This is a genomic window from Streptomyces sp. Ru73, from assembly GCF_002920575.1.
Taxonomy (GTDB): domain Bacteria; phylum Actinomycetota; class Actinomycetes; order Streptomycetales; family Streptomycetaceae; genus Streptomyces.
This window is the reverse complement of sequence record NZ_PQSQ01000031.1, coordinates 48,751-73,678: the sequence shown is the minus strand read 5'-3', so window position 1 is coordinate 73,678 and position 24,928 is coordinate 48,751. Positions and strand designations below refer to the sequence as shown.

27 protein-coding genes are annotated in these 24,928 nt (G+C 74.0%); 8 read left to right on the top strand and 19 right to left on the bottom strand.

The window, feature by feature from the left end; all coding sequences use genetic code 11:
* On the bottom strand, window positions 1-601 hold a 601-nt coding region (locus C3486_RS16270; RefSeq protein ID WP_103833429.1), incomplete at its 3' end, for a VIT1/CCC1 transporter family protein.
* 307 nt (window positions 602-908) lie between these two features.
* Between C3486_RS16270 and C3486_RS16265 the strand changes: the two genes are divergently transcribed.
* The 4 genes from C3486_RS16265 to C3486_RS16250 are packed head-to-tail and all read left to right on the top strand — an operon-like array spanning window position 909 to window position 5,927.
* The gene (locus tag C3486_RS16265) at window positions 909-1,958 is read left to right on the top strand and encodes an ADP-ribosylglycohydrolase family protein (protein ID WP_258052810.1); all 1,050 of its coding nucleotides are present in this window, start codon (window positions 909-911) and stop codon (window positions 1,956-1,958) included.
* Entirely contained in the window at window positions 1,955-3,265 is a 1,311-nt protein-coding gene (locus C3486_RS16260; protein ID WP_103833428.1) for an ADP-ribosylglycohydrolase family protein, read from the top strand. Before C3486_RS16265 ends, C3486_RS16260 begins: the two co-directional genes overlap by 4 nt.
* Window positions 3,262-4,434 carry an ADP-ribosylglycohydrolase family protein gene (locus C3486_RS16255; protein ID WP_103833427.1) on the top strand — a complete coding sequence of 391 codons (1,173 nt, stop codon included), beginning with the start codon at window positions 3,262-3,264 and terminating at the stop codon, window positions 4,432-4,434. The genes C3486_RS16260 and C3486_RS16255 overlap by 4 nt, the downstream gene beginning before the upstream one ends.
* Window positions 4,431-5,927 carry an ADP-ribosylglycohydrolase family protein gene (locus tag C3486_RS16250; protein ID WP_103833426.1) on the top strand — a complete coding sequence of 499 codons (1,497 nt, stop codon included), beginning with the start codon at window positions 4,431-4,433 and terminating at the stop codon, window positions 5,925-5,927. The genes C3486_RS16255 and C3486_RS16250 overlap by 4 nt, the downstream gene beginning before the upstream one ends.
* Here C3486_RS16250 and lgt read toward each other — a convergent pair.
* From lgt to hisI, 11 genes are all read right to left on the bottom strand, one after another.
* A complete protein-coding gene (gene lgt / locus C3486_RS16245; RefSeq protein WP_103833425.1) occupies window positions 5,924-6,961 on the bottom strand; it encodes a prolipoprotein diacylglyceryl transferase in 1,038 nt (345 codons plus the stop codon). The two genes, C3486_RS16250 and lgt, sit on opposite strands and share 4 nt — an antisense overlap.
* 99 nt (window positions 6,962-7,060) lie before the next feature.
* Window positions 7,061-7,831, bottom strand: coding sequence for a thioredoxin domain-containing protein (locus tag C3486_RS16240; protein WP_103833424.1), 771 nt, complete (start codon window positions 7,829-7,831; stop codon window positions 7,061-7,063).
* Window positions 7,832-7,916: 85 nt separating this feature from the next.
* Window positions 7,917-8,729, bottom strand: a complete 813-nt coding sequence (gene trpA / locus C3486_RS16235; protein ID WP_103833423.1) for a tryptophan synthase subunit alpha — start codon at window positions 8,727-8,729, stop codon at window positions 7,917-7,919.
* A complete protein-coding gene (gene trpB, locus C3486_RS16230; RefSeq protein ID WP_103833422.1) occupies window positions 8,729-10,033 on the bottom strand; it encodes a tryptophan synthase subunit beta in 1,305 nt (434 codons plus the stop codon). Before trpB ends, trpA begins: the two co-directional genes overlap by 1 nt.
* A gap of 151 nt (window positions 10,034-10,184) precedes the next feature.
* The gene (trpM, locus tag C3486_RS38025) at window positions 10,185-10,418 is read right to left on the bottom strand and encodes a tryptophan biosynthesis modulator TrpM (RefSeq protein ID WP_103833421.1); all 234 of its coding nucleotides are present in this window, start codon (window positions 10,416-10,418) and stop codon (window positions 10,185-10,187) included.
* 6 nt (window positions 10,419-10,424) lie between these two features.
* Window positions 10,425-11,234, bottom strand: coding sequence for an indole-3-glycerol phosphate synthase TrpC (trpC, locus tag C3486_RS16220; RefSeq protein ID WP_103833420.1), 810 nt, complete (start codon window positions 11,232-11,234; stop codon window positions 10,425-10,427).
* Window positions 11,235-11,430: 196 nt separating this feature from the next.
* The gene (locus C3486_RS16215; protein WP_374936878.1) at window positions 11,431-11,889 is read right to left on the bottom strand and encodes a DUF2752 domain-containing protein; all 459 of its coding nucleotides are present in this window, start codon (window positions 11,887-11,889) and stop codon (window positions 11,431-11,433) included.
* Window positions 11,890-12,072: 183 nt separating this feature from the next.
* Entirely contained in the window at window positions 12,073-12,303 is a 231-nt protein-coding gene (locus C3486_RS16210) for an HGxxPAAW family protein (protein ID WP_103833418.1), read from the bottom strand.
* Window positions 12,304-12,423: 120 nt separating this feature from the next.
* On the bottom strand, window positions 12,424-13,101 hold the full coding sequence (locus tag C3486_RS16205; RefSeq protein WP_103833417.1) for a TIGR02234 family membrane protein: 678 nt from the start codon (window positions 13,099-13,101) through the stop codon (window positions 12,424-12,426).
* A 124-nt stretch (window positions 13,102-13,225) separates the two neighbouring features.
* Window positions 13,226-14,761 (bottom strand): anthranilate synthase component I, encoded by a 1,536-nt coding sequence (locus C3486_RS16200; RefSeq protein ID WP_103833416.1) that lies wholly within the window; start codon window positions 14,759-14,761, stop codon window positions 13,226-13,228.
* A 118-nt stretch (window positions 14,762-14,879) separates the two neighbouring features.
* On the bottom strand, window positions 14,880-15,290 hold the full coding sequence (gene hisI, locus C3486_RS16195) for a phosphoribosyl-AMP cyclohydrolase (RefSeq protein WP_258052808.1): 411 nt from the start codon (window positions 15,288-15,290) through the stop codon (window positions 14,880-14,882).
* A 242-nt stretch (window positions 15,291-15,532) separates the two neighbouring features.
* Here hisI and C3486_RS16190 point away from each other — a divergent pair, with 242 nt between their 5' ends.
* A complete protein-coding gene (locus tag C3486_RS16190) occupies window positions 15,533-16,165 on the top strand; it encodes a TIGR03085 family metal-binding protein (protein ID WP_103833415.1) in 633 nt (210 codons plus the stop codon).
* Here the strand turns inward: C3486_RS16190 and C3486_RS16185 are convergent, their stop codons facing one another.
* A complete protein-coding gene (locus C3486_RS16185; RefSeq protein WP_258052807.1) occupies window positions 16,166-17,113 on the bottom strand; it encodes a YggS family pyridoxal phosphate-dependent enzyme in 948 nt (315 codons plus the stop codon).
* 877 nt (window positions 17,114-17,990) lie between these two features.
* The gene (locus C3486_RS16180) at window positions 17,991-18,890 is read right to left on the bottom strand and encodes a LysR family transcriptional regulator (RefSeq protein WP_103833414.1); all 900 of its coding nucleotides are present in this window, start codon (window positions 18,888-18,890) and stop codon (window positions 17,991-17,993) included.
* 94 nt (window positions 18,891-18,984) lie between these two features.
* On the opposite strand from C3486_RS16180, the gene C3486_RS16175 reads away from it, so the two are divergent.
* Genes C3486_RS16175 through C3486_RS16165 form a run of 3 tightly spaced genes read left to right on the top strand, consistent with a single transcriptional unit; the run spans window position 18,985 to window position 22,377 of the window.
* Window positions 18,985-19,692, top strand: a complete 708-nt coding sequence (locus C3486_RS16175) for a succinate dehydrogenase cytochrome b subunit (protein WP_103833413.1) — start codon at window positions 18,985-18,987, stop codon at window positions 19,690-19,692.
* A 1-nt stretch (window position 19,693) separates the two neighbouring features.
* Window positions 19,694-21,640, top strand: coding sequence for a fumarate reductase/succinate dehydrogenase flavoprotein subunit (locus C3486_RS16170; protein ID WP_103833412.1), 1,947 nt, complete (start codon window positions 19,694-19,696; stop codon window positions 21,638-21,640).
* The gene (locus C3486_RS16165) at window positions 21,637-22,377 is read left to right on the top strand and encodes a succinate dehydrogenase/fumarate reductase iron-sulfur subunit (protein WP_103833411.1); all 741 of its coding nucleotides are present in this window, start codon (window positions 21,637-21,639) and stop codon (window positions 22,375-22,377) included. The genes C3486_RS16170 and C3486_RS16165 overlap by 4 nt, the downstream gene beginning before the upstream one ends.
* 186 nt (window positions 22,378-22,563) lie before the next feature.
* Here C3486_RS16165 and C3486_RS16160 read toward each other — a convergent pair whose 3' ends face one another.
* Genes C3486_RS16160 through C3486_RS16140 form a run of 5 tightly spaced genes read right to left on the bottom strand, consistent with a single transcriptional unit; the run spans window position 22,564 to window position 24,922 of the window.
* A complete protein-coding gene (locus C3486_RS16160; protein WP_103833410.1) occupies window positions 22,564-23,154 on the bottom strand; it encodes a nitrile hydratase subunit alpha in 591 nt (196 codons plus the stop codon).
* Window positions 23,151-23,432, bottom strand: coding sequence for an SH3-like domain-containing protein (locus C3486_RS38780; RefSeq protein WP_103833409.1), 282 nt, complete (start codon window positions 23,430-23,432; stop codon window positions 23,151-23,153). Before C3486_RS38780 ends, C3486_RS16160 begins: the two co-directional genes overlap by 4 nt.
* Window positions 23,425-23,694, bottom strand: coding sequence for an SH3-like domain-containing protein (locus C3486_RS38775; protein ID WP_103833408.1), 270 nt, complete (start codon window positions 23,692-23,694; stop codon window positions 23,425-23,427). The genes C3486_RS38780 and C3486_RS38775 overlap by 8 nt, the downstream gene beginning before the upstream one ends.
* Before the next feature lie 50 nt (window positions 23,695-23,744).
* Window positions 23,745-24,515, bottom strand: a complete 771-nt coding sequence (hisF, locus tag C3486_RS16145; RefSeq protein ID WP_103833407.1) for an imidazole glycerol phosphate synthase subunit HisF — start codon at window positions 24,513-24,515, stop codon at window positions 23,745-23,747.
* The gene (locus C3486_RS16140; protein ID WP_103833406.1) at window positions 24,512-24,922 is read right to left on the bottom strand and encodes a Rid family hydrolase; all 411 of its coding nucleotides are present in this window, start codon (window positions 24,920-24,922) and stop codon (window positions 24,512-24,514) included. Before C3486_RS16140 ends, hisF begins: the two co-directional genes overlap by 4 nt.
* Between the last annotated feature and the right edge of the window lie 6 nt (window positions 24,923-24,928).

The window sequence follows — 24,928 nt, the reverse complement described above, 5'->3', positions numbered from 1 at the left end:
GCCCCAGCAGCGCGAGGACGACCGCGGGCCACAGCGCGGAGGCACCCAGAAGATACGGCAGCACCGGCAGCAGCGCACCCAGCGCGAAGGAGCCGAACGAGGAGACGGCGGCCACCAGCGGCGAGGGCAGGTCGCCCGGGTCGATGCCCAGTTCCTCGCGGGCGTGGATCTCCAGCGCCTGCTCGGGGTCCTTGGAGAGCTGCGCCGCGACCTCGCGCGCGAGCGCGGGCTCCACGCCGCGCGACTCGTACAGGGCGGCCAGCTCGGCCTGCTCGTCCTTGGGGTGCTTGCGCAGCTCACGGCGCTCGACATCCAGCTCGGCCTGGACCAGCTCGCGCTGCGAGGCGACCGAGGTGTACTCGCCGGCGGCCATCGAGAAGGCACCGGCGGCCAGTCCGGCCAGCCCCGTGATGACGATGGTCTGCTGCGACACCGAGCCGCCCGCCACGCCCGTCATCAGGGCGAGGTTGGACACCAGTCCGTCCATCGCGCCGAACACCGCCGGGCGGAGCCAGCCGCCGTTGACGTCACGGTGGGTGTGGTTGTCACGGTGGGCGATGTGCGTAGGAGCCGACGCGTCCATGACATCAGTGACGGACATAAGGGACCTCTCCCTCCCTCGCGAGGTGTGGGCCGATGAGCGGCGCTTCCCCCTGCAACACCTCGAAGTTATGCGCCCCACACCCCCTCGCGCTAGCAAGGAAGGCCGTACTTACCGCTCTGACCTGCGGCTTTACCGAATCGCCCGACGCGTGATCCGGATCACAGCACACCGCTCCCCGCAACTGGGATCCGGCCATCACGACATCACTCCGATCCGGCTCGATCTCCCCCCATACGCGGCAAACCGGCCCTACGATCCCTCAGACGCGACACCGCTCCGGACCGCTCGGCGGAAGGGCAGGCACATGAGCGCACCGCACGCCCCCGCACCCGCCCCCGTGACCCCGGGTGACCGCCCCGCCGATCTCCGCGACCGGGCCCGCGGCGCCCTGCTGGGCCTGGCCGTGGGTGACGCACTCGGCGCCCCGGCGGAGAACATGAAGCCCTCGCAGATCCGCCGCCGCTGGGGCCGCATCGAGGGCTTCGTCGCCGACGACCCGGCCGGCACCGACGACACCGAATACGCCGTCTTCGCCGGCCTGCTGCTGGCCGAACACGGCTCCGCCCTCACCGTCGCGCACGTCGAGGCCGCCTGGCACCGCTGGATCGCCGACCTGGACGAAGGCCCCTTCCGCGGGGCCGGGTTCAGCGAGCGCGGCACCCTGGAGAACCTCCGCCGGGGGCTCGCGGCACCGATTTCCGCCCAGCACCGGCATGCCTGGAGCGACGGACTGGCGATGCGGGCCGCGCCGTTCGGCGTACACGCGGCGGGCCGGCCCGCCGAGGCCGCCCGGCTGGTCGCGGTGGACGGCACGGTCAGCCACGACGGCGAGGGCATCTACGGCGGCCAGGCCGTCGCCGCCGGGGTCGCGGCCGCGATGGTCGCCAGCACCGCGGACGCGGTGATCGCCGCCGCGCTCTCCGTCGTCCCCGAGGACTCCTGGACGGCGCGCTCGCTGCGCCGCGCGGTCGCCGCGGCCCAGCGCTCCCGGCTGGACCCCGGCATCACCCGCCTCGGCACCGAACGCGCCGTGCGCTCCGCCGTCGTCATCGGCGGCTACCCCTGGACCGATCTGGCCCCCGAGGCGGTCGGCCTGGCCTTCGGCGCGTTCGCCGCGGCGGCCGGCGACTTCCCCGGCGCGGTGCTGACCGCGGTCAACATGGGCCGGGACGCCGACACCACGGCGGCCGTCGCCGGGGCACTGGCCGGGGCGCTCGGCGGTACGGGAGCCGTGCCGGCCGAATGGGCGCGGGTGATCGGCCCGGTACGCGGCAGCTGCCTGCCCTCGATGGCCGGCTACCACGTCCTGGACATCGCCGACCTGCTGACACCCGCGGGCCCGGTGACGCCATGAGCGCCGCCGGCCCGGACGGCGGCGCTGCCGGGGCTGCTCCCGGCCCGCCGCGGGCGACTGCCGCACCGCCGGGGCCGTTCGCGCAGTTCCCCGCGGCCCCGGTCGCCCTCCGGGCTCGTCCTCACACGCCGGACGGGCTTGATGTCCCACCCAGCCGCACCCGCATCGAGGGCCTCCTCCTCGGCCTCGCCGCCGGGGACGCCGCCGGCTGGCCCGCGGGCCGGCACCGGGCAGCCCGGATGCCCGAGTGGACCCGGCGCCTCACCCGCGAACTGGACACCTTCGCCGAGCAGAACGCCACCACCACGCTGCCCGTCCCCATCGCCCTCAACCAGCCCCCCGAACCGCTCCGCCTCGGCCCCTCCGACGACGCCGAGTGGGCCGCCTTCACCGCCGGTGCCGTGCTCACGGCGGCCGGTGCCTTCCTGCCCGACCTGGGCCGCGACCGCCGGGTGCGGGCCGCCCTCGACCTCGCCTGGAACGCGCTGGCCTGCGAGGTCGCGGCCGCCGCCGACCGGGCCCCGGAAGTGGAGTCGGCCGTACTGCCGCTGCGCGCCCGGATCTCCGTACGGGCCGGGCTCGGCAACCTCGCCGCCGGGCTGCGGCCGCCCGCCACCGGCCACGACAACCCGCACTTCTTCGACGACGCGGCCTGCGTGCGCGCCGCCGTCCTGGCCGTCGTGCACCCCGGCGACCCGGTGGCCGCCGCCGGGCTCGCCGAGTTCGACGCCCGGTACACCCAGGACGGCGACGGGGTGCACGGCGCCCGCGCGATGGCCGCCGCCGTCGCCACCGCGCTCGGCGGCGCCGCCCCGCCCGCCTGCGTCGAGGCCGCCCTCGGCCAGCTCCCCGAGGGCACCGAGATCCGCCGCAACGCCCTGCACGCCGTACGGCTGGCCGAGGCGACCGCCGTCGGCGGCCCCGGCGCCGCCTTCGCTCTCGTCCCCGCCCTGGAGCACGAGATCGTCGACCACGTCTACAGCTACGGCATCGCCGCGGCCGAGACCGTGCCGGTCGCCCTCGCGCTGACCCTCGCGGGCGGCGGCCGGACCGCCGAGGCGGTGCCCGCCGCTGCCTGCCTGTCCCGCGTCGCCGACTCGGCGCCCGCCCTCGCCGGCGCGCTGACCGGCGCGCTCGGCGGCGCCGCCGCACTGCCCGCCGCCTGGCGCGACGCCTGCCGCACCCTCTCCGGCTGCGCGCTCCCCCGGCTGGCCGGCACCGACCTGGTCGAGCTGGCCGGCCTGCTCGCCGGCACCGAACTGACCACTCCGCAGACTCCCCTGCCGAAAGGACCGGACCGGCCATGACCGACACGGCGGCACCACCCACCACCACGGCGGCCCCCTCCCTCGCCGACCGCACGGCCGGCGCGCTGGCCGGGGCCGCGGTCGGCGACGCGCTCGGCGGACCGGTCGAGGGCCACAGCCCGGAGCAGATCCGGGAGCGGCACGGCGGCCCGGTACGCGGCATCGTCGGCCCGTGGCACGCGGACTGGCGTACGGCGCGCCCCCTCGCGCCGTACCACAAGGGCGACGGGCACGTCACCGACGACACCCTCATGACGCACGCGCTGATCAGGGTGTACGAGAAGGTCCGCGACCACCTCGACGCGTACGCGGTCGCCGAGCACCTGGTGCCCGACCTGATGACCGAGGTGCGCTGGATCCCCGAACTGGAGGCCGAGGCACTGCCGTTGCAGCGGGTGTTCCTCGCCGAGAAGTGGCTCGTGACCCGGCTGCACTACGGGCACGCCGACCCCCGCGAGGCCGGCGTCGGCAACATCGTCAACTGCGGTGCGGCGATGTACATGGCCCCGGTCGGGCTGGTCAACGCCGGTGATCCGCACGGGGCTTACGCCGAGGCGCTGGACGTCGCGGGCGCGCACCAGTCCTCGTACGGGCGGGAGGCGGCCGGTGTCTTCGCCGCCGCGGTGGCCGCGGCCTGCGTCCCCGGCGCCTCCCCCGGCTCCGTGGTCGCGGCGGCGCTCTCCCTCGCGAAGGACGGGACCCGCACCGCGATCGAGGCGGTGTGCGAAGTGGCGGCGGACTACGACGAGTTCGAGCCCGCGCTGGCCAAACTGCGGGGAGCCGTCGCGCCGTTCGATACCGTGGGTCCCGAGTACCGCAGGCCGTCGCTGGGCGCCCGGCGGCCCTCGCGGCTGCACGCGATCGAGGAACTGCCCATCGCGCTCGGTCTGTTGCTCATCGGCGACGGCGACTACCGCGAGACGGTCCTCGGCGCCGTCAACTACGGCCGGGACTGCGACTCCATCGCCACCATGTGCGGCGCCCTGGTCGGCGCGCTCGGCCGCACCGTGCCCGCCGAGTGGACCGCGGCCGTCTCCGAGGCCAGCCGGCTGGACCTGCGGGGCCCGGCGGCTGCGCTGACCGCCGTGGCCCGCGAGATCCACCGCCGCGACCAGTCGCGCCGCCGCGCACACGAAGCCGCGTTCGCCGCGCTGACGGAGGCCCGATGACCTACCCGCCGGCGCCCCTGCGGGTGACCTGGGTCCAGCCGGAGGACCTGATCGGCCACGAGCTGCGGCAGGCCGCCGAGGACGGCCGGGACGCCACCGTGATCCGCCGGCGCTGGCTCACCGCGGGCGGCGCACTCGCCCCCGACCGGGCCGGCGCCTCCCCCGGCCCGGTGTCCCCCCGGCTCCGTGCCCTCGCCACCGCGCTCCTGGACGACCTGGCCGCCCTGCCCTGCCCCTCGGCCGCCGACGAGCCCGCCGGCCTGGCGGAGATCCGGGCCGCCGCGCCCGGGCCCCCGCGCGGCCCCGTCGCCGCCGGGCTCCTGCCCCGCCTGGAAGCCGCCTGGCTGGGCCGTGCGGCGGGCTGCCTGCTCGGCAAGCCGGTCGAGAAGCTGCCGCTGGCCGGCATCCGGGCGATCGCCCGGTCGACCGGGAACTGGCCGCTGCACACCTGGTTCACCGAGGCGGGCCTGGACCCCGCCATCGCGGCCCGGCACCCCTGGAACCGCCGCAGCCGGGCCACCTCGCTCGCCGAGAACATCGACGGGATGCCCGAGGACGACGACCTGAACCATCCGCTCCTCGGCCTGCTGCTGCTCCGCCGCCACGGCCACGGCTTCACCACGGCCGACCTCGCCGGGCTGTGGCTCAGCGAGCTGCCCGCCGGCCGGACGTTCACCGCCGAGCGGATCGCGTACCGCAACCTCCTCGACGGCATCGAACCGCCGGACACCGCCCGCTTCCGCAACCCCTTCCGCGAGTGGATCGGCGCCCTGATCCGCGCCGACGTGCACGGCTGGACGCACCCCGGTGACCCGGCCGGGGCCGCCGCGGCCGCCTGGCGGGACGCGGTGCTCAGCCACACCGCCAACGGCGTGTACGGGGCGATGTTCGCCGCCGCCGCGCTGGCCGCGGCCGCGGGCGGCACGGCGGACGTGCACCAGTGCCTGGCGGCCGGGCTCGCCGTCGTCCCGCCCCGCTCGCGCCTGGCCGGGGCCGTGCGGTTCGGCATCGCGGCCGCCCGGGAGGCGCCCGACCGCACGCCCGGCGGCTTCGAGGCCGTCGTGGACCGGCTGCACGCCGCGTACGGCTGGCACCACTGGGTGCACGTCCTGCCCAACGCCGCGCTGCTGGCCGCTGCGCTCACCCACGCCGACGGCGACTTCACCGGGTCCGTGTGCCGCGCGGTCTCCGGCGGCTGGGACACCGATTCCAACGGCGCGACGGCCGGCTCCCTCACCGGCCTGCTGGCCGGCGCCCCGGAAGCGCTGCCCGCCCGGTGGACAGCGCCGCTCGCCAACCGCCTGGCCACCGGCATCGGCGGCCTGGACGGCGTCGGCTTCGACGCGCTGGCCCGCGAGACGGCGGCCCTGGCGGTCATCGGCGCCCCGGACTCCGCGGGGCCGGTGGACGGGGAGGTCCCGCAGGACATGACAGCGGGCCGCGGCCCCCGGGAGGACCACGGCCCGCTGTGCGTCGCCGAGGAGCTCGGCTAGGGCTTCTTCTCGCCCGCGCGGCCGGCGGACGCCCCGTCCCGGGGCTCGTCGGCCGCGGGCTTCGCGTCGGTCCCGGCCTCGGGCTCGTCGCCGTTCGCGGCCGCGGACGGGCCGTCACCGGCGGCGGACCGTTCGTCCCGGGTGTCCGGCGCGGGCGCGTCCTGCTCCGCCGCCGCGGTCGCCCCGTCGCCGTCCTCCGCCGCGGTCTCCGCCACGGCGGCGGGCTCGACGACCGCCTCGCGGCCCGGCGAGCGCTTCGCCGACAGCACCATGTAGACCACCGCGAGGACCAGCACGATCAGCGCCGTCCAGACGTTCAGCCGCAGGCCCAGGATGTGGTGCGCCTCGTCGACCCGCATGTACTCGATCCACGCCCGGCCCGCGCAGTACGACGCGACGTACAGCGCGAACGCCCGGCCGTGTCCCAGCTTGAAGCGCCGGTCGGCCCAGATGACGAGGAGCGCAACGCCGATGCACCACAGGGACTCGTAGAGGAACGTCGGGTGGTAGTAGCCGCCCACGCGGCCGATCGCCGGATCCGGGTCGATCTTCAGCGCCCACGGCACGTCCGTCCGCCGGCCGTACAGCTCCTGGTTGAACCAGTTGCCCCAGCGGCCCATCGCCTGCGCGAGCGCGATGCCCGGCGCCACCGCGTCCGCGTACGCCGGCAGCGGGATGCCGCGGCGCCGGCAGCCGATCCAGGCACCGACCGCGCCCAGCGCGATGGCGCCCCAGATGCCGAGGCCGCCCTCCCAGACGTAGAACGCCTTGATCGGGTCGCCGCCCGCGCCGAAGTACGGCTCGTACGTCGTGATGACGTGGTAGAGCCGCCCTCCGACCAGGCCGAACGGCACCGCCCACACGGCGATGTCGGCGACCGTCCCGCTCTGGCCACCGCGCTGGATCCAGCGCTTGTTGCCGAGCCAGACGGCGATGAAGACGCCGATGATGATGCAGAATGCGTAGCCGCGCAGCGGGATCGGGCCGAGATGCACGACTCCGGTCGACGGGCTGGGAATGAATGCGAGGTCCATGGCAGCCCCGACGCTACCGCGCCGCGCGTGCCGGGCGGCAACCCACCCGGCAACGGCTCAGTAACGACCCCCCGGACGGCGCTTCCCGGCCGTCCCGCCTCACTTCTTCTTGTTCGCCTCCTGCACCATCTGCTTCAGCTTCTGCGGGGTCATCTGCACGCTCTGGTCAGCGAAGATGTTCTTCCCGTTGAGGATGACGCTCGGGGTGCCCTGGAGGCCGGCGCTCTGGAACGCCTCGTGGGACTTCTGCACGAAGCCGTTGTACGTGCCGTCCCGCACGCAGGAGCGGAAGTCCTGGGTCACCAGTCCGGGGACCTTCCCGGCCAGCTTGATCAGGTAGTTGTTGTCGGCGAACCGGTCCTGCTGCTCACCGGGCTGGTTGCTGTACAGCACGTCGTGGTAGTCGCGGAACCGGCCGGCGTCCTGCGCGCACAGCGCGGCGTTGGCCGCGTGCAGCGAGCCCTTGCCGCCCATGTTGCCGTCGATGAGCAGGGCCAGGTGGTAGTCGGTCCGCAGCTGACCGCTGTCCTGGAGCTGGTGGAGGGTCGAGCGGAAGCCCGTCTCGAACTGCTTGCAGGCGGGGCAGCGGAAGTCCTCCCACACCTGGAGCGTGGACGGCGCGCTCTTCTTCCCCACGGTCACCGCGGGCTTGTCACCGCCGGACGCGCCCTTCGGTGCGGCGACCGGGGCGCTCTTGTCGTCGCCCGTGGAGGCCGCCCAGACCGCGATGCCGGCGGCCACCGCCAGGACCGCGACCACCACCCCGGCGACCTTCGCCTGCCTGCCGCGCCGGGCGCGGGCCTTTTCCTTCTCGCGCTGTGCCTGCAGCCGCTCGCGTGCGCTGCCTTCGGCTCGGGTTTTCTGGCTCACACTGCGGAAAAACGAGGCGGAGGGACGCGACTGCGCCCCTCCGCCCCGGTTTTCGTCCTAACGAGCGACCCGAGCGGTACCGGCTTTACGCCCGTACGCCCTTGGCCAGCTCCCCGGCCAGCTCCCGTACGCCGGCGAGTCCGGCCTCCAGGTCGCCCTCGTGCGCCAGCAGCCGCTTCACGAACGCGGAGCCGACGATGACCCCGTCGGCGAACTGCGCGACCTCGGCGGCCTGCTCGGCGTTGGAGACGCCGAGGCCCACGCAGACCGGCAGGTCGGTGGTGGCGCGGGTGCGCTCCACCAGGTCCTGGGCCTCCCGGCCGACGGACTCGCGGGTGCCGGTGACGCCCATCAGCGACGCCGCGTACACGAAGCCCGTACCGGCCGCGGTGATCTTGGCGAGCCGTGCGTCCTTGCTGCTCGGCGCGACCACGAAGACCGTGGCCAGGCCGTGCTCGCCGGCGGCCTTCCGCCACACCTCGGACTCCTCGACCGGCAGGTCGGGCAGGATGCAGCCGGCGCCGCCCGCCGCTGCCAGGTCGGCGGCGAAGCGCTCCACGCCGTACGCGTCGACCGGGTTCCAGTACGTCATGCACAGCACGGGGGCACCGGTGGCGGCGTGCGCCTCGCGGACCGTACGGAGCACGTCGACGATCTTCACGCCGCCGCGCAGCGCGATGTCGTCGGCGGTCTGGATGACCGGGCCGTCCAGGACCGGGTCGCTGTGCGGCAGCCCGACCTCGACGACGTCGCAGCCGCCCTCGATCATCGCGGTGACGGCGCGCACGCCGTCGTCCACGGTCGGGAAGCCGGCCGGGAGGTAGCCGACCAGCGCCGCGCGTCCCTCGGCCTTCGCGCCGGCCAGTACCGAGCTGAGCAGTTCGACGTTGCCCGCCATCACTTCGTCCCCTCCTGGTGCGCGCCGAGCGCGGTGTCCGTGGCGTCGGTGTCGTCCGCCTCGACCGCGTCGTCGGCGGGGGCGTCGTACAGCCCGAAGTACCGCGCGGCCGTGTCCATGTCCTTGTCGCCCCGGCCGGAGAGGTTCACCACGATCAGGCCGTCCTTGCCCAGCTCGCGGCCCACCTCCAGCGCGCCGGCCAGTGCGTGCGCGCTCTCGATGGCGGGGATGATGCCCTCGGTCTCGGACAGCAGCCGCAGCGCCTGCATGGCGGCGTCGTCGGTGACGGCGCGGTACTCGGCGCGCCCCGCGTCCTTGAGGTAGGAGTGCTCGGGGCCGATGCCCGGGTAGTCCAGGCCGGCGGAGATCGAGTACGGCTCGGTGATCTGGCCGTCCTCGTCCTGCAGGACGTAGGACCGGGAGCCGTGCAGGATGCCCGGGGTGCCCTCGGTGAGGGTGGCCGCGTGCTCGCCGGTGGTCACGCCGTGGCCGCCCGGCTCGCAGCCGATCAGGCGGACGTCCTCGTCGGGCAGGAAGGCGTGGAAGAGGCCGATGGCGTTGGAGCCGCCGCCGACGCAGGCCACGGCGGCGTCGGGCAGCCGTCCGGCACGCTCCAGGATCTGCCGGCGGGCCTCGACGCCGATGACGCGGTGGAAGTCGCGTACGAGGGCGGGGAACGGGTGCGGCCCGGCGACCGTGCCGAAGAGGTAGTGGGTGCGGTCGACGTTGGCGACCCAGTCGCGGAACGCCTCGTTGATCGCGTCCTTCAGCGTGCGGCTGCCGGACTTCACGGCGATGACCTCGGCGCCGAGCATCCGCATGCGGGCGACGTTGAGCGCCTGCCGCTGGGTGTCGATCTCGCCCATGTAGATGGTGCATTCGAGGCCGAAGAGGGCGCAGGCGGTGGCGGTGGCGACGCCGTGCTGGCCAGCGCCGGTCTCGGCGATGACGCGGGTCTTGCCCATGCGCTTGGTGAGCAGCGCCTGGCCCAGCACGTTGTTGATCTTGTGCGAGCCGGTGTGGTTCAGGTCCTCGCGCTTGAGGAAGATCCGGGCGCCGCCGGCGTGCTCGGCGAACCGCGGCACCTCGGTGAGGGCGCTGGGCCGGCCGGTGTAGTTGACCATCAGGTCGTCGAGCTCGCGGGCGAACTCGGGGTCGGCCTTGGCCTTCTCGTACTCCTCGGCGACCTCGTCGACCGCGGCGACCAGCGCCTCGGGGATGAACTTGCCGCCGAAGGCGCCGAAGTAGCCCTCGGCACTGGGGATCCGGCCCTCGGGGTCCGGGATGAAGAAGTCGGACGACATGCGGCGTACTCCTCGCCGGGGCGCACGCGTACGCCCCGGAAGTCTCGGTATCTCGACATTCGGGCATCAAGCTACGTGCGCGCGGCGCGGGCCCGGGTGTCACACTCCGCCGGAGCCCCCGTACGGGCAGTCTCGTACGGCGTGGGTCCGGTCAGGCGTGGGCGCCCGCGCGCGGCGCGGGACGGGGCCATCGGCGCCCGTTGATCTGCCCGGGCTCGGAGCCGATGTGGTAGCGGACGCGTCGTCCGTGTATCCGCCGGGCCGGGGCCCGGCAGCCGCGCGGCCTGCACCCGCGCCCGAGGGCCGCGTGCGGCAGGCGCGCGGCACCGGCCGCGGCCGGGCGGTGGCCCGGGCGCGGCGCGTGGCGGCGGACGGCGGCGGTCATGCGGTCTCAGTCCCGCCCGTGGCGGATGGCCGGGTGGGAGCCGGCCGCGACGAGGTCGGCGACGGCGGTCTTCGGGTCCTTGCCGGTGACCAGCGACTCGCCGACGAGGACGGCGTCCGCGCCCTCGTTGGCGTACGCGATGAGGTCGTGCGGCCCGCGGACGCCGGACTCGGCGACCTTCACGATGTGGTCGGGGATCTCGGGGGCGACCCGGCCGAAGTTGTTGCGGTCGACCTTGAGGGTCTTCAGGTCGCGGGTGTTCACGCCGATGATCTTCGCGCCGGCGGCCACCGCGCGCTCGACCTCTTCCTCGTCGTGCGCCTCGACCAGCGGGGTCAGCCCGATCGACTCGGCCCGCTCGATGAGCGAGACCAGCGCCTCCTGCTCCAGCGCGGCCACGATCAGCAGGGCCAGGTCGGCGCCGTACGCGCGGGCCTCCCACAGCTGGTACGCGCTGACGATGAAGTCCTTGCGCAGGATCGGGATGTCGACCTTGGCCCGGACGGCCTCCAGGTCGGCGAGCGAGCCGCCGAAGCGGCGCTGCTCGGTGAGGACGGAGATGACGGCGGCGCCGCCCGCCTCGTAGTCGGCGGCGAGCCCGGCCGGGTCGGCGATGGCGGCCAGCGCGCCCTTGGACGGGCTGGAGCGCTTGACCTCGCAGATCACCCGGACGCTGTCGCCCTTGAGCGCGGCCACGCCGTCCTTGGCCGGCGCTGCCTTCTTCGCCCGCTCCTTCAGCTCGTCGAGGCTGACGCGCGCCTGTCGCTCGGCGAGGTCGGCGCGGACTCCGTCGATGATCTCGTCGAGCACACTCACGCGAGCGGCCTCCTTCTTGAGCGGTGGAGGGAAACTGTCACCTCCAGGGACGCGGTGCGCTCCCAGCAGGCACTCCGATGGTATCCGGCCAGCGGCGTCCGTCTCGCATCCGGCCGTCCGCAGTCCCACAACATGGACAGAAAGCGGCGAATACCAGCCGAACGGCCGCGCCCCGGAGCCGGCGGGAAAGCGCCGGTCAGGGGGCCAGTGCCGCTCCGGCGGGCAGGTTGCGGAGCACGGTGAAGAGCAGCACGACACCGCCGATCAGCCACCAGTGGACGGCTCCGGGCCGCGGCCCGGAGGCCGGCAGCCCGCGACCGGCCCGCACCAGCCAGACCGTCCAGAAGACGGCGAACGCTGCGTACCCGAGCACCGCGAGCGCGTTGGCACCGAGCGCCGCGGCCAGGTCACCGTGCGCGACCGCGTGGGCGCTGCGCAGCCCGCCGCAGGCCGGGCAGTAGATCCCGGTGAGCCGCAGCAGCGGGCAGACGGGGTAGTGGCCCGCCTCGTTGGGGTCGACGGCGCCCACGTACGCGAAGGCCGCCAGGACGGCCGCGAGGGTCCCCAGCGGGGCCGCCAGGCGGCGTACGGCGCCGCGGCGGGCCGCAGGGGCAGCGGGCGGGCCGTCCGGGGTGTGCGTCACGGGTTCCGTCACGGTGCCGATTGTGCCCCGGTACGCGTGAGGGCGCAGCTCCCCGCCGCCGCACGGGCCGCTCCGCGCCATGAGCGCGGGGAACCTGCGTGCGGTGCGGCCGGGAAGCCGCGCCCACGTCGAGCCAACGGGCCGGGGCCCGGAACGCGGCCGGACACGGTCCGGCCGGCGAGGGGGTCAGGAGGGTCAGCTCTCCTGCGTCTGCGGGCGGCCCTTGGCGCGCTTCGGGGCCGAACCCATGCCGGCGGCGTGCATGATGCCGCCGACGACGGCGCCCGCCAGGATGAGGACGATGCCGACCCAGAAGACCGGCACGGCGGCCACCACGGTGGCGGCGCCCGCGACGCAGAAGCCGATGAAGGAAATGATGACGCCGGTCCACGCAGCCGGGGTGTGTCCGTGGCCGTTGCTCGACATGAATGCTCCTCGTTGCTTTCTCGCGCCTGGGTCGGGGCGCGGCGTTCGCTCTGGTCCATTGTCCCTGATGCGCGGGGCGGGCCCGCCATCGGGTCGGTGCGGACCGGTGACGGCCGTCCGCTAGGCGGTGGGGTCCTCGCCCCGGTCCAGCGACTTCCAGATCTCCTCCGGGCGGTCCAGGTCAGGCTTCGCGGCCGCGCGGCGCGGACCGCGGGCCGTGCGGGGACCGCCGGCCGCCCGCTCGTAGCGCCCGGACATCGCGGGCCAGCGCCGCCCGTACACCAGCGCCAGCACCCCGGCGGCCAGCAGCAGGACGCCGCCGCCCGCGGCCACCCAGGGCCAGGCGGTGTGCGCGACGTGGTGGACCCCGGCGTCGCTCATACCGGTGGCGGTGGCGGCCTTGGCCTTCAGCGCGGCGGTGTCGGCGTTGCCGAGGAGGGCGCCGAGGACGATGCCCGCGCCGCTCAGCGTCAGCAGGCCCGAGACCGCGGTCCGGCCGGCGCCGCGTACGGCGAAGACGGCGACCAGCGCGGCGAGCCCCACCACGGCGAGCGCGCCCGGCACGCCGGTGACGTCCTGGCCCGACGCCTTTTGCGGCAGCTCGCCCTGGGCGACCACGGCGGTGGCGGTGGCCCAGGTGCGGCCGGAGGAGAGCAGGGCGAGGGCGGCGCCGAGGGCTCCGAGGAGGAGCGCGAAGGCCAGTGCCCGGCGCGCGGGCTTGGCCGACGGGGCTCCACCGGCGGGGGCTGCGGCGTCGGTCTCGGCGGCGTCGGTGCGGGGCGGGGGTACGGCACTCACACGTACCACTATCGCGTACGTTGCCGGGTGCACGTCCCTGTGGGGGTACCGACGGCCTTCGGCCTCGGTGTGCTCAATCGCCGGACAGGCTTGATCGTCCGGCTCGGGCGTCGTTCCGCGGGCCTCAGCTGCTCAGGTTGTTCGCCGTGTTCACCGCGCGCAGCACCGCCGCCGCCTTGTTGCGGCACTCCGCGTCCTCCGCCGCCGGGTCGGAGTCGGCGACGATGCCCGCGCCGGCCTGCACGTACGCGGTGCCGTCGCGGAGCAGCGCGGTGCGGATGGCGATGGCGGTGTCGGAGTCGCCGGCGAAGTCCAGGTAGCCCACGCAGCCCCCGTAGACGCCGCGCCGGGTCGGCTCCAGCTCCTCGATGATCTGCAGCGCGCGCGGCTTCGGGGCGCCGGAGAGGGTGCCGGCCGGGAAGCAGGCGGTGAGCACGTCGAAGGCGGTGCGGCCCTCGGCGACCTTGCCGGTGACCGTGGACACGATGTGCATCACGTGGCTGTAGCGCTCGATGGACATGAAGTCCACGACCTCGACGCTGCCGGGCTCGCAGACCCGGCCGAGGTCGTTGCGGCCCAGGTCGACCAGCATCAGGTGCTCGGCGCGCTCCTTGGGGTCGGCGAGCAGCTCGTCGGCGAGGGCCTGGTCCAGCTGCGGGGTGCCGCCGCGCGGCCGGGTGCCGGCGATCGGGTGCAGCATCGCCTGCCCGTCCTCGACCTTGACCAGCGCCTCGGGGCTGGAGCCCACCACGTCGAAGGGCAGGCCGTCGCCGCCCTCGAAGCGGAAGAGGTACATGTACGGGCTGGGGTTGGTGGCCCGCAGCACCCGGTAGACGTCCAGCGCGGAGGCGGTGCACGGCGTCTCGAAGCGCTGCGAGGGCACGACCTGGAATGCCTCGCCGGCCCGGATGCGCTCCTTGATGTCCTCCACCGCGTCCTTGAACGCCTCGCCGCCCCACTTCGCGGTGTACTCGGGCAGCTCGGAGGCCGGGAGGGCCGCGGCGTTGGACGGGGCCGGGCGGCTCAGGTCGTACGCCATGGTGTCCAGCCGGGCCACGGCGTCCGCGTACGCCTCGTCGACGCCGGTGTCCAGGTCGTTGTGGTTGATGGCGTTGGCGATCAGCAGGACCGTGCCGTTCCAGTGGTCCAGGACGGCCAGGTCGGAGGTGAGCAGCATGGTCAGCTCGGGCAGCTGCAGCTCGTCCTCGGTGGAGTCGCCGATCTTCTCCAGGCGGCGCACGATGTCGTACCCGAGGTAGCCGACCATGCCGCCGGTGAAGGGCGGCAGGCCCTGGCCCTCGATGAGGTCGCGCGGGGTGTGCAGGGTCTCGACGGTCTCGCGCAGGGCGGCGAGCGGGTCGCCGCCGGTGGGCAGGCCGACCGGCGGGGTGCCGAGCCAGTGCGCCTGCCCGTCGCGGGCGGTGAGGGTGGCGGCGGAGCGGACGCCGATGAAGGAGTAGCGGGACCAGCTGCGGCCGTTCTCGGCCGATTCCAGCAGGAAGGTGCCGGGGCGCTCGGCCGCGAGCTTGCGGTACAGGCCCACCGGGGTGTCGCCGTCGGCGAGGAGCCGCCGGGTGACCGGGATGACCCGGCGGTCCTTCGCGAGGGTGCGGAAGTTTTCGAGGTCCGGAGTCGCGGTGCCGGTGGTTCCCGTGGTCATGTGAGCGGATCCTAGTAGCGATCAGCGGTGCGGGCGGGGCATGTCCGCCTACTGATCGCCCACGGGCCGCCCTCCGGACGCGGGCGGCGTGCCGTCCGGCGTCCGGTGCCCGGCGGGGTCAGTCCAGGGCGAGCAGCACGTCCTCGTCGAAGCAGGTGCGCGCGCCGGTGTGGCAGGCCGCGCCGACCTGGTCGACCTTGACCAGGACGGTGTCGGCGTCGCAGTCCAGGGCGACGGACTTCACGTGCTGGACGTGGCCCGAGGTGTCGCCCTTGACCCAGTACTCGCGGCGGCTGCGGCTCCAGTAGGTGCAGCGGCCGGTGGTCAGCGTGCGGTGCAGCGCCTCGTCGTCCATCCACCCGAGCATCAGCACCTCGCCGGTGTCGTACTGCTGCGCGATGGCGGGGACCAGCCCGTCGGCGCTGCGCTTGAGGCGGGCGGCGATGGCCGGGTCCAGGGAGGTGCCGGCGGGCGCTTCCGGACCGGACGGGGACCCGGCGGCGGACGGGGAGACGGGACTGCTGCTCATGCCCCCATTGTGCCGTGCCGCCGGCACCGGCCGGCCGTGCGGCATCATGCGGTCATGAACGACCGGTATCCGCCCCCGGACGACGACCGCGTGGCCAAGGTGGCGACGACCGTGCTGTGCGCGGTCTTCGTGGCGGCCGTGGTGGTGATGGCGGTGATCCTCGTCCATGAGTGAAGCGGGAGGGGCGGAAGGGAGCGCGCGGCATCGTGGCACGGGCGGCGGGCCGGCCGTAGGGTGAGGCCATGTCGACCCATGCCAAGCGTGAACGACTTCTGCTCGCGGACCTGTTGGAGAGCGCGGGGCCCGAGGCGCCGACGCTGTGCGCGGGCTGGACCGCGCGTGACCTGGCCGCCCACGTGGTGGTGCGGGAGCGGCGCGCGGACGCGGCCGGCGGCCTGGTGCTCAAGCCGCTGGCGTCCCGGCTGGAGCGGGTCCAGGGCGAGTACGCCGCCAAGCCGTACGAAGAGCTGATCCGGCTGATCAGGACCGGGCCGCCGAAGGTGTCGCCGTACGCACTGAAGCAGGTGGACGAGGCGGCGAACACCGTGGAGTTCTTCGTGCACGCCGAGGACGTGCGGCGGGCGCAGCCGGACTGGACGCCGCGCGAGCTGAGCGCCGGTTTCGCCGACGCGCTGTGGTCCCGCATCGAGCGGATGGCCCGGCTGCTGGGGCGCAAGTCCCCGGTGGGCCTGGTGCTGCGCCGCCCCGACGGGCGGACGGCGGTGGCCCACCGCGGCACGCCGGTGGTCACCGTCACCGGCGAGCCGGGCGAGCTGACGCTGTTCCTGTTCGGGCGGCAGGGTGCCGCCAAGGTCGAGCTGGACGGTGACAAGGAGGCGGTGGCCCGGCTCCAGGAGGCGAAGCTGGGGCTGTAGCTACGGGGCGCCGGGGCGGGTGCCGGGCGGGTCACGGCGTTCCCCGCGGGGGTCCGGCCGGCCGCCCGGGCCGGCCTCGGGCGGGTTCGCTGTGCGCCGGGGCCGGGGGCCGAACAGCGCCCGGCCCGTCCTGATCACCGTGGCGCCCTCCCCCACCGCCGCCTCGAAGTCCTCGCTCGTGCCCATGCTCAGCCCGGCCAGGCCGTGCGCGGCGGCGAGCGCGCGCAGCAGCCGGAAGTGCGGGCGCGGGTCGCGGCCGGACGGCGGCTGGCACATCAGGCCCACGACCGGCAGCCGGTGCACCTCCCGGCACTCCTTGAGGAAGGCGTCGGCGGCGTCCAGGGGCACGCCGCTCTGCCGCGCTCCGCCGCCGGTGTCGACCTGGACGTAGCAGTCGGGCCTGCGGCCGGTACGGGCCATCGCGGCGGCGAGCGCCGCGGCCAGCGCCGGGCGGTCCACGCTGTGCAGGACGTCGAAGCCGAGGACGGCCTCGGTGGCCTTGCCGGTCCGCACGGGGCCGACGAGGTGGAGCCGGACGCCCGCGTGGCGGGCGCGGAGCGGCGGCCACTTGGCGCGGGCCTCCTGGACCCGGCTCTCGGCGAAGTCGCGCTGGCCCGCGTCCAGCGCGACGGCCACGGCCTCCCGCGAGCGGTACTTGCTGACCGCGACGAGCGTCACGGAGCCGGGCACCCGGCCGGCGCGCCCGCACGCCTCGTCCAGCCGCCGGGTGAGGACGGCGAGGCGCGCCGCGACGTCCGGCCGGGGCACGGCGCCCGGACCGGGCACGGCGTCCGGCCGGGGCGCGTCCGGACGGTGGCTGTCCGGTGCCTCGGCTGCCGGCGGCGGGGCATCGGGCCGGTGGCTGTCCGGCGGCGTGCCGTCGGACACGGGCCGGTCCGGCACGGTGTGCTCCGGCACGGGGCTGTCGGGTGCGGTGCGGTCGGGCACGGTGCCTACGGGAGCAGTGCGGTCGGGTGCAGTGCGGTCAGGTGCAGTGCCTACAGGAGCGGTGCTCCCGGGTGCGGTGCGATCGGTCGTGGTGCGATCGGTCGTGGTGCTGTCGCGCACGATGCGGTCGGTCGTCGTGCGCTGGTCGGTGCGGTGCTCGGTCATGGCGGTCGGTCCGCCCCTTCGGTCTCGTACGGCGCGTCGTCGGTGGCGTACTGCGGTACCGGCGGCCCGGACGCCGAAGCGGTGCCGGGCGGCGTCGCGCAGTCAGGACGGGCACGGCGGATTCCGGCGGTGACCCACGCACCGGCCGCCGTGCCTTTCCGGGTTCTGGGTGCTGACGGGCTCCGGGTGCTGCCGGATACCGGTGGGAAGGCGTTATCCGCGCGCGGCGGATAACGCCGGACGTTCCGGTACGGCAGTCCGTGGAATTCCGCGCGCTCCCGCGCGATCCTGTGCCTTCGGGCGCGAATCAGCGCGCTTCCGTGCCCGGTTCGGAACGTGCTGGTCAGGCGGAGATGCGCAGGTCACAGACGTGATGCGCGCTCGCGTCGGCCTTTTCCCGCGGCATGACCCCGCGTGAGATGACGTCGCGCGGTACGGCTTCGCGCAGCATGACGATGTCCCCCGTTCATTTCCCCCGTTTGCCGTCCGAGGAGACCGGACGGCAAGTGAGGCATTGGTACCGCGATGGCCGCGCGACCGGCAACGGGAAAGCGGCATTGTGCGTGGAAAACACCGTAAGCGGCGGGCGCGGGTGTGCGCCGGACACCGTCCGGCCGCCCGTCACCAGGCAGGTCCGCGCCTGCCGCCGTACGGCAATATCGCGACGCACGGCCGAAAACCGCCCTGTGCGGCAGTGCCCAGGGAGGCGTGGCTAGTCCTCCGACGCGCCCGGCGCCAGGTGGCGGACGAGGATGCGCTGCAGTTCACGGGCCGCGCGGGGCGGCGAGACGTCGGCGCGGTGCGCGACGGAGATGTTGCGGTGCAGGCCCGGCGCGGCGAACGGGGTGGCGCGCAGCCCGGCGCGCGCGGCGACCATGCTGGGGACGACGGCGATGCCGAGCCCGGCCCGTACGAAGCCGAGGACCGCGTCCATCTCGCCGCCCTCCACCGTGAACAGCGGCTCGAAGCCCGCGGCGCGGCACGCGGCGACGGTGAATTCGCGCAGGTCGTAGCCGCGCCGGAACATCACCAGCGGGTGGTCGCGGAGGTCGTCGACGCGGATGTGCGTGCGGCGTACCGGGGGCGGGCCGTCCGGCGCCGAGATGACGACGAGTTCCTCGCGCAGCAGCTCGGCGGTGGTCAGCGCGGGGGCCTGCACCGGGAGCGGGGTGATGACCAGGGCGAGGTCCAGCTCGCCCGCGGCCAGTACGCGCACCAGGTCCTGGGACCCGGACTCGTGCACCTGGAGGTCCACGCCCGGGTAACGGTCGTGGAAGGCGCGCAGCACGTCGGGGACGACGGAGGCGCAGAGGCTGGGCGGGGCGCCGAGCCGGAGCCGGCCGCGGCGCAGCCCGGCGACCTCCTGGACCTCGCGGCGCGCGGTGTCGGCGTCGGCGAGGATCCGGCGGGCGAACGGCAGCAGCGTCTCGCCGGCGTCGGTGAGCGTGATGTGGCCGCGCGCCCGGTGGAACAGCTCGGCGCCCAGCTCCCGCTCCAGCGAGCGGATCTGCTGGGAGAGGGAGGGCTGGGCGACGTGTTCCCGCTCGGCGGCGCGGGTGAAGTGCCGGGTGTCGGCGACGGCCGCGAAATACCGGAGCTGCTGCAGCTGCATGCGGCCACGATAGTGCGTGAATAGGCATTGCCTATGGAGATGAGCCGCACCATGTCTTGGACTGATGACTTACGGCGTCCCTACCGTCGTGCCCATGGCAGTGGACACCCGGACGGACCGACGGCCGTCCTCCTATGCGGGCATCCTGTGGCACTCGACCGTCGGCAAGAAGACCGCGATGGCCGTCAGCGGCATCGTGATGCTGCTGTACCTGGTCGCCCACATGCTGGGGAACCTCAAGATCTTCTTCGGAGCCGCCGAGTTCGACGGTTACGCCCACTGGCTGCGCACCATCGGCGAGCCCTTCCTGCACCACGAGTGGTTCCTGTGGATCGCCCGGGTGGTGCTGCTGGCCGCGGTGATCGTGCACGCGGTCGCCGCCTACCAGCTGAGCCGCCGCGACATCGCAGCGCGCCCGGCGAAGTACGTGCATAAGAAGAAGCGCGCCAGCTACGCCACCCGCACCATGCGCTGGGGCGGCGTCATCCTGGGCCTCTTCATCGTCTGGCACATCCTGGACCTGACGACCCTGACGGTGAACCCGCACGCCGCTGCCGGACACCCGTACGCCAATGTCGTCGCCACCTTCTCCACCTGGTACGGCAACGTCATCTACATCGTCGCGATGCTCGCGCTCGGCCTGCACGTCCGGCACGGCTTCTGGAGCGCGGCGCAGACCCTGGGCGCCAACCGGCCCACCCGCGACCGGGTCCTGAAGGCCGCCGCCAACGTCCTGGCGCTGGTCCTCACCGTCGGCTTCATCGCCGTCCCCGTATCCGTGATGACCGGAGTAGTGAGCTGAGATGAGCACGTACACGGACTACGCGGTCGGCGAGCCCGTCGTCGACACCAAGGCCCCCGAAGGCCCGATCAACGAGCGCTGGGACCGCCGCCGCTTCGAGGCGAAGCTGGTCAACCCCGCCAACCGGCGCAAGCACACCGTCATCGTCGTCGGCACCGGGCTGGCCGGCGGCGCGGCCGGCGCCACCCTGGCCGAACAGGGCTACCACGTCGTGCAGTTCTGCTACCAGGACTCGCCGCGCCGGGCCCACTCCATCGCCGCGCAGGGCGGCATCAACGCGGCCAAGAACTACCGCAACGACGGCGACTCCATCCACCGCCTCTTCTACGACACGGTCAAGGGCGGCGACTTCCGGGCACGCGAGTCCAACGTGCACCGGCTCGCGCAGATCTCCGTGGAGATCATCGACCAGTGCGTGGCCCAGGGCGTGCCCTTCGCCCGCGAGTACGGCGGCCTGCTCGACACCCGCTCCTTCGGTGGCGTCCAGGTCTCCCGCACCTTCTACGCCCGCGGCCAGACGGGCCAGCAGCTGCTGCTCGGCGCGTACCAGGCGCTGTCCCGGCAGATCGCGGCCGGGACGGTGGAGATGCACCCGCGCACCGAGATGCTGGACCTGATCGTGGTCGACGGGCGGGCCCGCGGCATCGTCGCGCGCGACCTGCTCACCGGCCGGATCGACACCTACTTCGCGGACGCGGTGGTGCTGGCGAGCGGCGGCTACGGCAACGTCTTCTACCTCTCGACGAACGCCAAGAACTCCAACGCCACGGCGATCTGGCGGGCGCACCGGCGCGGCGCGTACTTCGCCAACCCCTGCTTCACCCAGATCCACCCCACCTGCATCCCGCGCTCCGGCGACCACCAGTCCAAGCTGACGCTGATGAGCGAGTCGCTGCGCAACGACGGCCGCATCTGGGTGCCCAAGGCCAAGGGTGACGACCGGCCGCCGAACGAGATCCCCGAGGACGAGCGCGACTACTACCTGGAGCGCATCTACCCCGCCTTCGGCAACCTCGTCCCCCGTGACATCGCCTCCCGCGCCGCGAAGAACGTCTGCGACGAGGGCCGCGGCGTGGGCCCCGGCGGCCAGGGCGTCTACCTGGACTTCGCGGACGCCATCCGGCGGATGGGCCGCAAGGCCGTCGAGGCCAAGTACGGCAACCTCTTCGACATGTACCAGCGGATCACCGACGAGGATCCGTACGAGGTGCCGATGCGGATCTACCCCGCGATCCACTACACGATGGGCGGCCTCTGGGTCGACTACGACCTGCAGACCACCGTGCCGGGCCTCTTCGCCATCGGCGAGGCCAACTTCTCCGACCACGGCGCGAACCGCCTCGGCGCCTCGGCGCTGATGCAGGGCCTCTCCGACGGCTACTTCGTGCTGCCGGCCACCATCAACGACTACCTCGCCCGCCACCCCCACGACGAGGTACCGCACGACCACCCGGCGGTCACCGAGGCCGTCACCTCGGTCACCGACCGGCTCTACCGGCTGCTCTCCAACAACGGCGACCGCACCCCGGACTCCTTCCACCGGGAGCTGGGCGAGCTGCTGTGGGAGGAGTGCGGCATGGCCCGTACCGAGGCCGGGCTGCGCAAGGCGCTGGACCGCATCCCCGAACTCCGCGAGGAGTTCTGGCGCCGGATCAAGGTGCCGGGCTCCGGCCAGGACCTCAACCAGTCGCTGGAGAAGGCCAACCGGATCGCCGACTACTTCGAGCTCGCCGAGCTGATGTGCCTGGACGCGCTGCACAGGTCCGAGTCCTGCGGCGGCCACTTCCGCGAGGAGAGCCAGACCGGGGGCGGCGAGGCCGAGCGCCGGGACGAGGAGTTCTCCTACGCCGCGGCCTGGGAGTTCACCGGTACCGGCGAGGCGCCCGTGCTCCACAAGGAGCAGCTCGACTTCGAGTACGTCCACCCCACCCAGCGGAGCTACGCGTGAACCTCACCCTGCGCATCTGGCGCCAGTCCGGCCCCGACGACGCGGGCCGCATGACCGAGTACGACGTGCGGGACATCTCCCCCGAGATGTCCTTCCTCGAGATGCTCGACACCCTCAACGAAGAGCTGATCCTGCGCGGTGAGGAGCCGGTCGCCTTCGACCACGACTGCCGCGAGGGGATCTGCGGCGCGTGCGGCATGGTCATCAACGGCCAGGCGCACGGGCCGGAGCGGACCACCACCTGCCAGCTGCACATGCGGCACTTCGACGACGGCGACACGATCGACATCGAGCCGTGGCGCGCCTCGGCGTTCCCCGTCGTCAAGGACCTGGTCGTGGACCGCTCGGCGTTCGACCGGATCATCGGCTCCGGCGGCTACATCACGGCGCCGACCGGCAGCGCGCCCGAGGCGCACGCCACGCCCGTCCCGAAGCCGGCCGCCGACACCGCCTTCGAGCACGCCGAGTGCATCGGCTGCGGCGCGTGCGTCGCGGCCTGCCCGAACGGCTCGGCGATGCTCTTCACCTCCGCCAAGGTCGTCCACCTCAACTCCCTGCCGCAGGGCGCCCCGGAGCGCGAGTCGCGGGTGCTGGACATGGTCGGGCAGATGGACGACGAGGGTTTCGGCGGCTGCACGAACACCGGGGAGTGCGCGACGGCCTGCCCGAAGGGCATCCCGCTGTTCAGCATCACGAAGATGAACCGCGAGTTCGTGCGGGCGGCACGCAAGCGGTGACAGGCCCGGGTCCGGTCTCCCCGGCCTCCGGGAGACCGGACCCGACGGACCGGCGCCGCGGCGGCAACCGACGCTCCGCAGCCGCGGCGCCTCCGAGGCGGTGGGCACGTGCGGCGCCCGCCTCCCTCGCGGGGCCGGGCCGTGCGGTGGCCTGCCCCTCCGGAGCCGGTGCCCCGGCGCCGGTGCTCAGACCGCGGCGGTCCCGATGAGACCCTCCCGGGTGACCAGCCGGGCGAGTGCCTCCTCGTCCAGCCCGTCCGTGCCCTCGGGCCGCCGCGGCAGCACCATGTACCGGCTCTCCGCGCTGGAGTCCCACACGGTGATGCGTACGTCGTCGCCGAGCGTCAGCCCGAATTCCTGGAGCACCGACCGCGGGTCGCGCACCACCCGGGACCGGTACGCCTCGCTCTTGTACCAGGACGGCGAGGGCCCCAGCAGCCCGATCGGGTAGCACGAACACAGCGTGCACACCAGGACGTTGTGATGCTCCGCGGTGTTCTCCACGACCTTCAGCCGCTGCTCCTGGATGCCGCCGGCCATCGACAGCCCGACCTCGGGCAGCGCGGCATTGGCATCCGCCAGCAGCCGCTCCCTGAACCCCGGATCGGTCCAGGCCCGCGCCACGATCCGCGCCCCGTTGACCGGCGAGGCCCCGTTCAGCACGCCGGTCAGGATCGCGTCCAGCTGGTCGTCCCCGACCACGCCGGCCGCGATCAGCCGCTCCTCCAGGCGCCGGACCCGCACCGCCACCGTGCTGCTCGCATGTTCCCCGCTCACGCCCGCTCCTCCGCCGGTTCCAGATACGACTGCCACAGGTCCACCGTCACCTCGTGCGTGCCGGCGCCCCACAGGTCACGGGCCGCGAAGGCGACGGTGTAGACGGTCTCCACGCGCGGCTCGGCGAGCCCAGCGGCCCGCTCGTCGGCCAGCGGCCAGCGGCCCTGCGCCTCCACGACACGGCCGGTGTGCCCGCGCACGTACCGCGGCGCCCGGGTGTGCCCGTCGGGATCGACCGCCCGCACCCGCACCCGCTGCCCCGCCGCGTACTCACTCATCGCCGAGCACCTTCCGCTCGGCGACCAGCGTCTCGATGGCGTGCAGCCACCGCTCGTAGTACGAAGCCGCCAGGTACTCGGCGGGCGCCATCCGCTCCACCGCGTCCCGGAACTCGTCCAGCGTGTAGACCCCGCTCCGCACCAGCGCCGTGTTCAGCGCGAACACCCGCGCCTCCCAGTCGGCGTGAAACGCCGGCTCCCCCGCCTCGATCTCCAGCGCCCCGAACCCGGCCTGCCCGCCCACGTCATTGACTCGGCTCATGCGGCGAGCCTACGAGGGGGCGGGGCGACCGGCCAGGAGGTACCGGCGGTTCAGCGGACCGGGTGGCCCGCCTCGCGGAGGGTGTGCTTGACCTCGTTGATGCGGAGGTCGCCGAAGTGGAAGACGGAGGCGGCGAGGACCGCGTCGGCGCCCGCTTCGATGGCCGGGGGGAAGTCGGTGAGCCTGCCCGCGCCGCCGGAGGCGATCACCGGGATGGTGACGTGCTTGCGGACGGCGGCGATCATCTCGGTGTCGTAGCCGTCCTTGGTGCCGTCGGCGTCCATGGAGTTGAGGAGGATCTCGCCGGCGCCGAGGTCGGCGGCGCGGTGCGCCCACTCGACCGCGTCGATGCCGGTGCCGCGGCGGCCGCCGTGCGTGGTGACCTCGTAGCCGGAGGGGGTGGTGGTGCCCTCGGGGGTGCGGCGGGCGTCGACGGAGAGGACCAGGACCTGGCGGCCGAAGCGTTCGGCGATCTCGCGGATCAGCTCGGGGCGGGCGATCGCCGCGGTGTTGACGCCGACCTTGTCGGCGCCCGCGCGCAGCAGCTTGTCGACGTCCTCGGGGGTGCGCACGCCGCCGCCGACGGTGAGCGGGATGAAGACCTGCTCGGCGGTGCGGCGGACCACGTCGTACGTCGTCTCGCGGTTGCCGGAGGAGGCGGTGATGTCGAGGAAGGTCAGCTCGTCGGCGCCCTCCTCGCCGTAGATCTTGGCCATCTCGACGGGGTCGCCGGCGTCGCGGAGGTTCTGGAAGTTCACGCCCTTGACGACCCGGCCGTTGTCCACGTCCAGGCAGGGGATGACTCGGACCGCCAGGGTCATGTGGGTCGGGCTCCTTCGCTGGGTGCCTTGCAGGCTTCGAGTTCTACTTGGACCAGGATGCGCGGGTCGACGAAGCCCGAGACCACCACGACGGTGGTGGCGGGCCGGATCGCGCCGAACAGCTCCTGGTGGGCCCGCGCCGCCTCGTCGATGTCGCGGGTGTGGGCGAGGAAGAGACGGGTGCGGACGACGGAGCCGGCGCCGAGGCCGAACTCCGCGAGGGCGTCGACGGCACGGGTGAAGGCCACCCGTGTCTGTTCGTACGGGTCGCCCTCGCCGTACAGCACCGTGCCGTCGAACGGGGTTGTACCGGAGACCAGCACCAGGTCCCCGGCGGCGACGGCGCGTGCCGCGCCGAAGGCCTCTTCCCAGGGGCCCTCACCAGGTACACGCCGTACACCGCTCATCGCACT

Bases quoted from the DNA above. Each gene is read 5' to 3' on its own strand.
- C3486_RS16265 (WP_258052810.1), top strand. From the start codon at position 909: ATGAGCGCACCGCACGCCCCCGCACCCGCCCCCGTGACCCCGGGTGAC.
- C3486_RS16260 (WP_103833428.1), top strand. From the start codon at position 1,955: ATGAGCGCCGCCGGCCCGGACGGCGGCGCTGCCGGGGCTGCTCCCGGC.
- C3486_RS16255 (WP_103833427.1), top strand. From the start codon at position 3,262: ATGACCGACACGGCGGCACCACCCACCACCACGGCGGCCCCCTCCCTC.
- C3486_RS16250 (WP_103833426.1), top strand. From the start codon at position 4,431: ATGACCTACCCGCCGGCGCCCCTGCGGGTGACCTGGGTCCAGCCGGAG.
- lgt (WP_103833425.1), bottom strand. From the start codon at position 6,961: ATGGACCTCGCATTCATTCCCAGCCCGTCGACCGGAGTCGTGCATCTC.
- trpA (WP_103833423.1), bottom strand. From the start codon at position 8,729: ATGGCGGGCAACGTCGAACTGCTCAGCTCGGTACTGGCCGGCGCGAAG.
- trpB (WP_103833422.1), bottom strand. From the start codon at position 10,033: ATGTCGTCCGACTTCTTCATCCCGGACCCCGAGGGCCGGATCCCCAGT.
- trpM (WP_103833421.1), bottom strand. From the start codon at position 10,418: ATGACCGCCGCCGTCCGCCGCCACGCGCCGCGCCCGGGCCACCGCCCG.
- C3486_RS16210 (WP_103833418.1), bottom strand. From the start codon at position 12,303: ATGTCGAGCAACGGCCACGGACACACCCCGGCTGCGTGGACCGGCGTC.
- C3486_RS16200 (WP_103833416.1), bottom strand. From the start codon at position 14,761: ATGACCACGGGAACCACCGGCACCGCGACTCCGGACCTCGAAAACTTC.
- hisI (WP_258052808.1), bottom strand. From the start codon at position 15,290: ATGAGCAGCAGTCCCGTCTCCCCGTCCGCCGCCGGGTCCCCGTCCGGT.
- C3486_RS16190 (WP_103833415.1), top strand. From the start codon at position 15,533: ATGTCGACCCATGCCAAGCGTGAACGACTTCTGCTCGCGGACCTGTTG.
- C3486_RS16180 (WP_103833414.1), bottom strand. From the start codon at position 18,890: ATGCAGCTGCAGCAGCTCCGGTATTTCGCGGCCGTCGCCGACACCCGG.
- C3486_RS16175 (WP_103833413.1), top strand. From the start codon at position 18,985: ATGGCAGTGGACACCCGGACGGACCGACGGCCGTCCTCCTATGCGGGC.
- C3486_RS16170 (WP_103833412.1), top strand. From the start codon at position 19,694: ATGAGCACGTACACGGACTACGCGGTCGGCGAGCCCGTCGTCGACACC.
- C3486_RS38780 (WP_103833409.1), bottom strand. From the start codon at position 23,432: ATGAGTGAGTACGCGGCGGGGCAGCGGGTGCGGGTGCGGGCGGTCGAT.
- C3486_RS38775 (WP_103833408.1), bottom strand. From the start codon at position 23,694: ATGAGCCGAGTCAATGACGTGGGCGGGCAGGCCGGGTTCGGGGCGCTG.
- hisF (WP_103833407.1), bottom strand. From the start codon at position 24,515: ATGACCCTGGCGGTCCGAGTCATCCCCTGCCTGGACGTGGACAACGGC.
- C3486_RS16140 (WP_103833406.1), bottom strand. From the start codon at position 24,922: ATGAGCGGTGTACGGCGTGTACCTGGTGAGGGCCCCTGGGAAGAGGCC.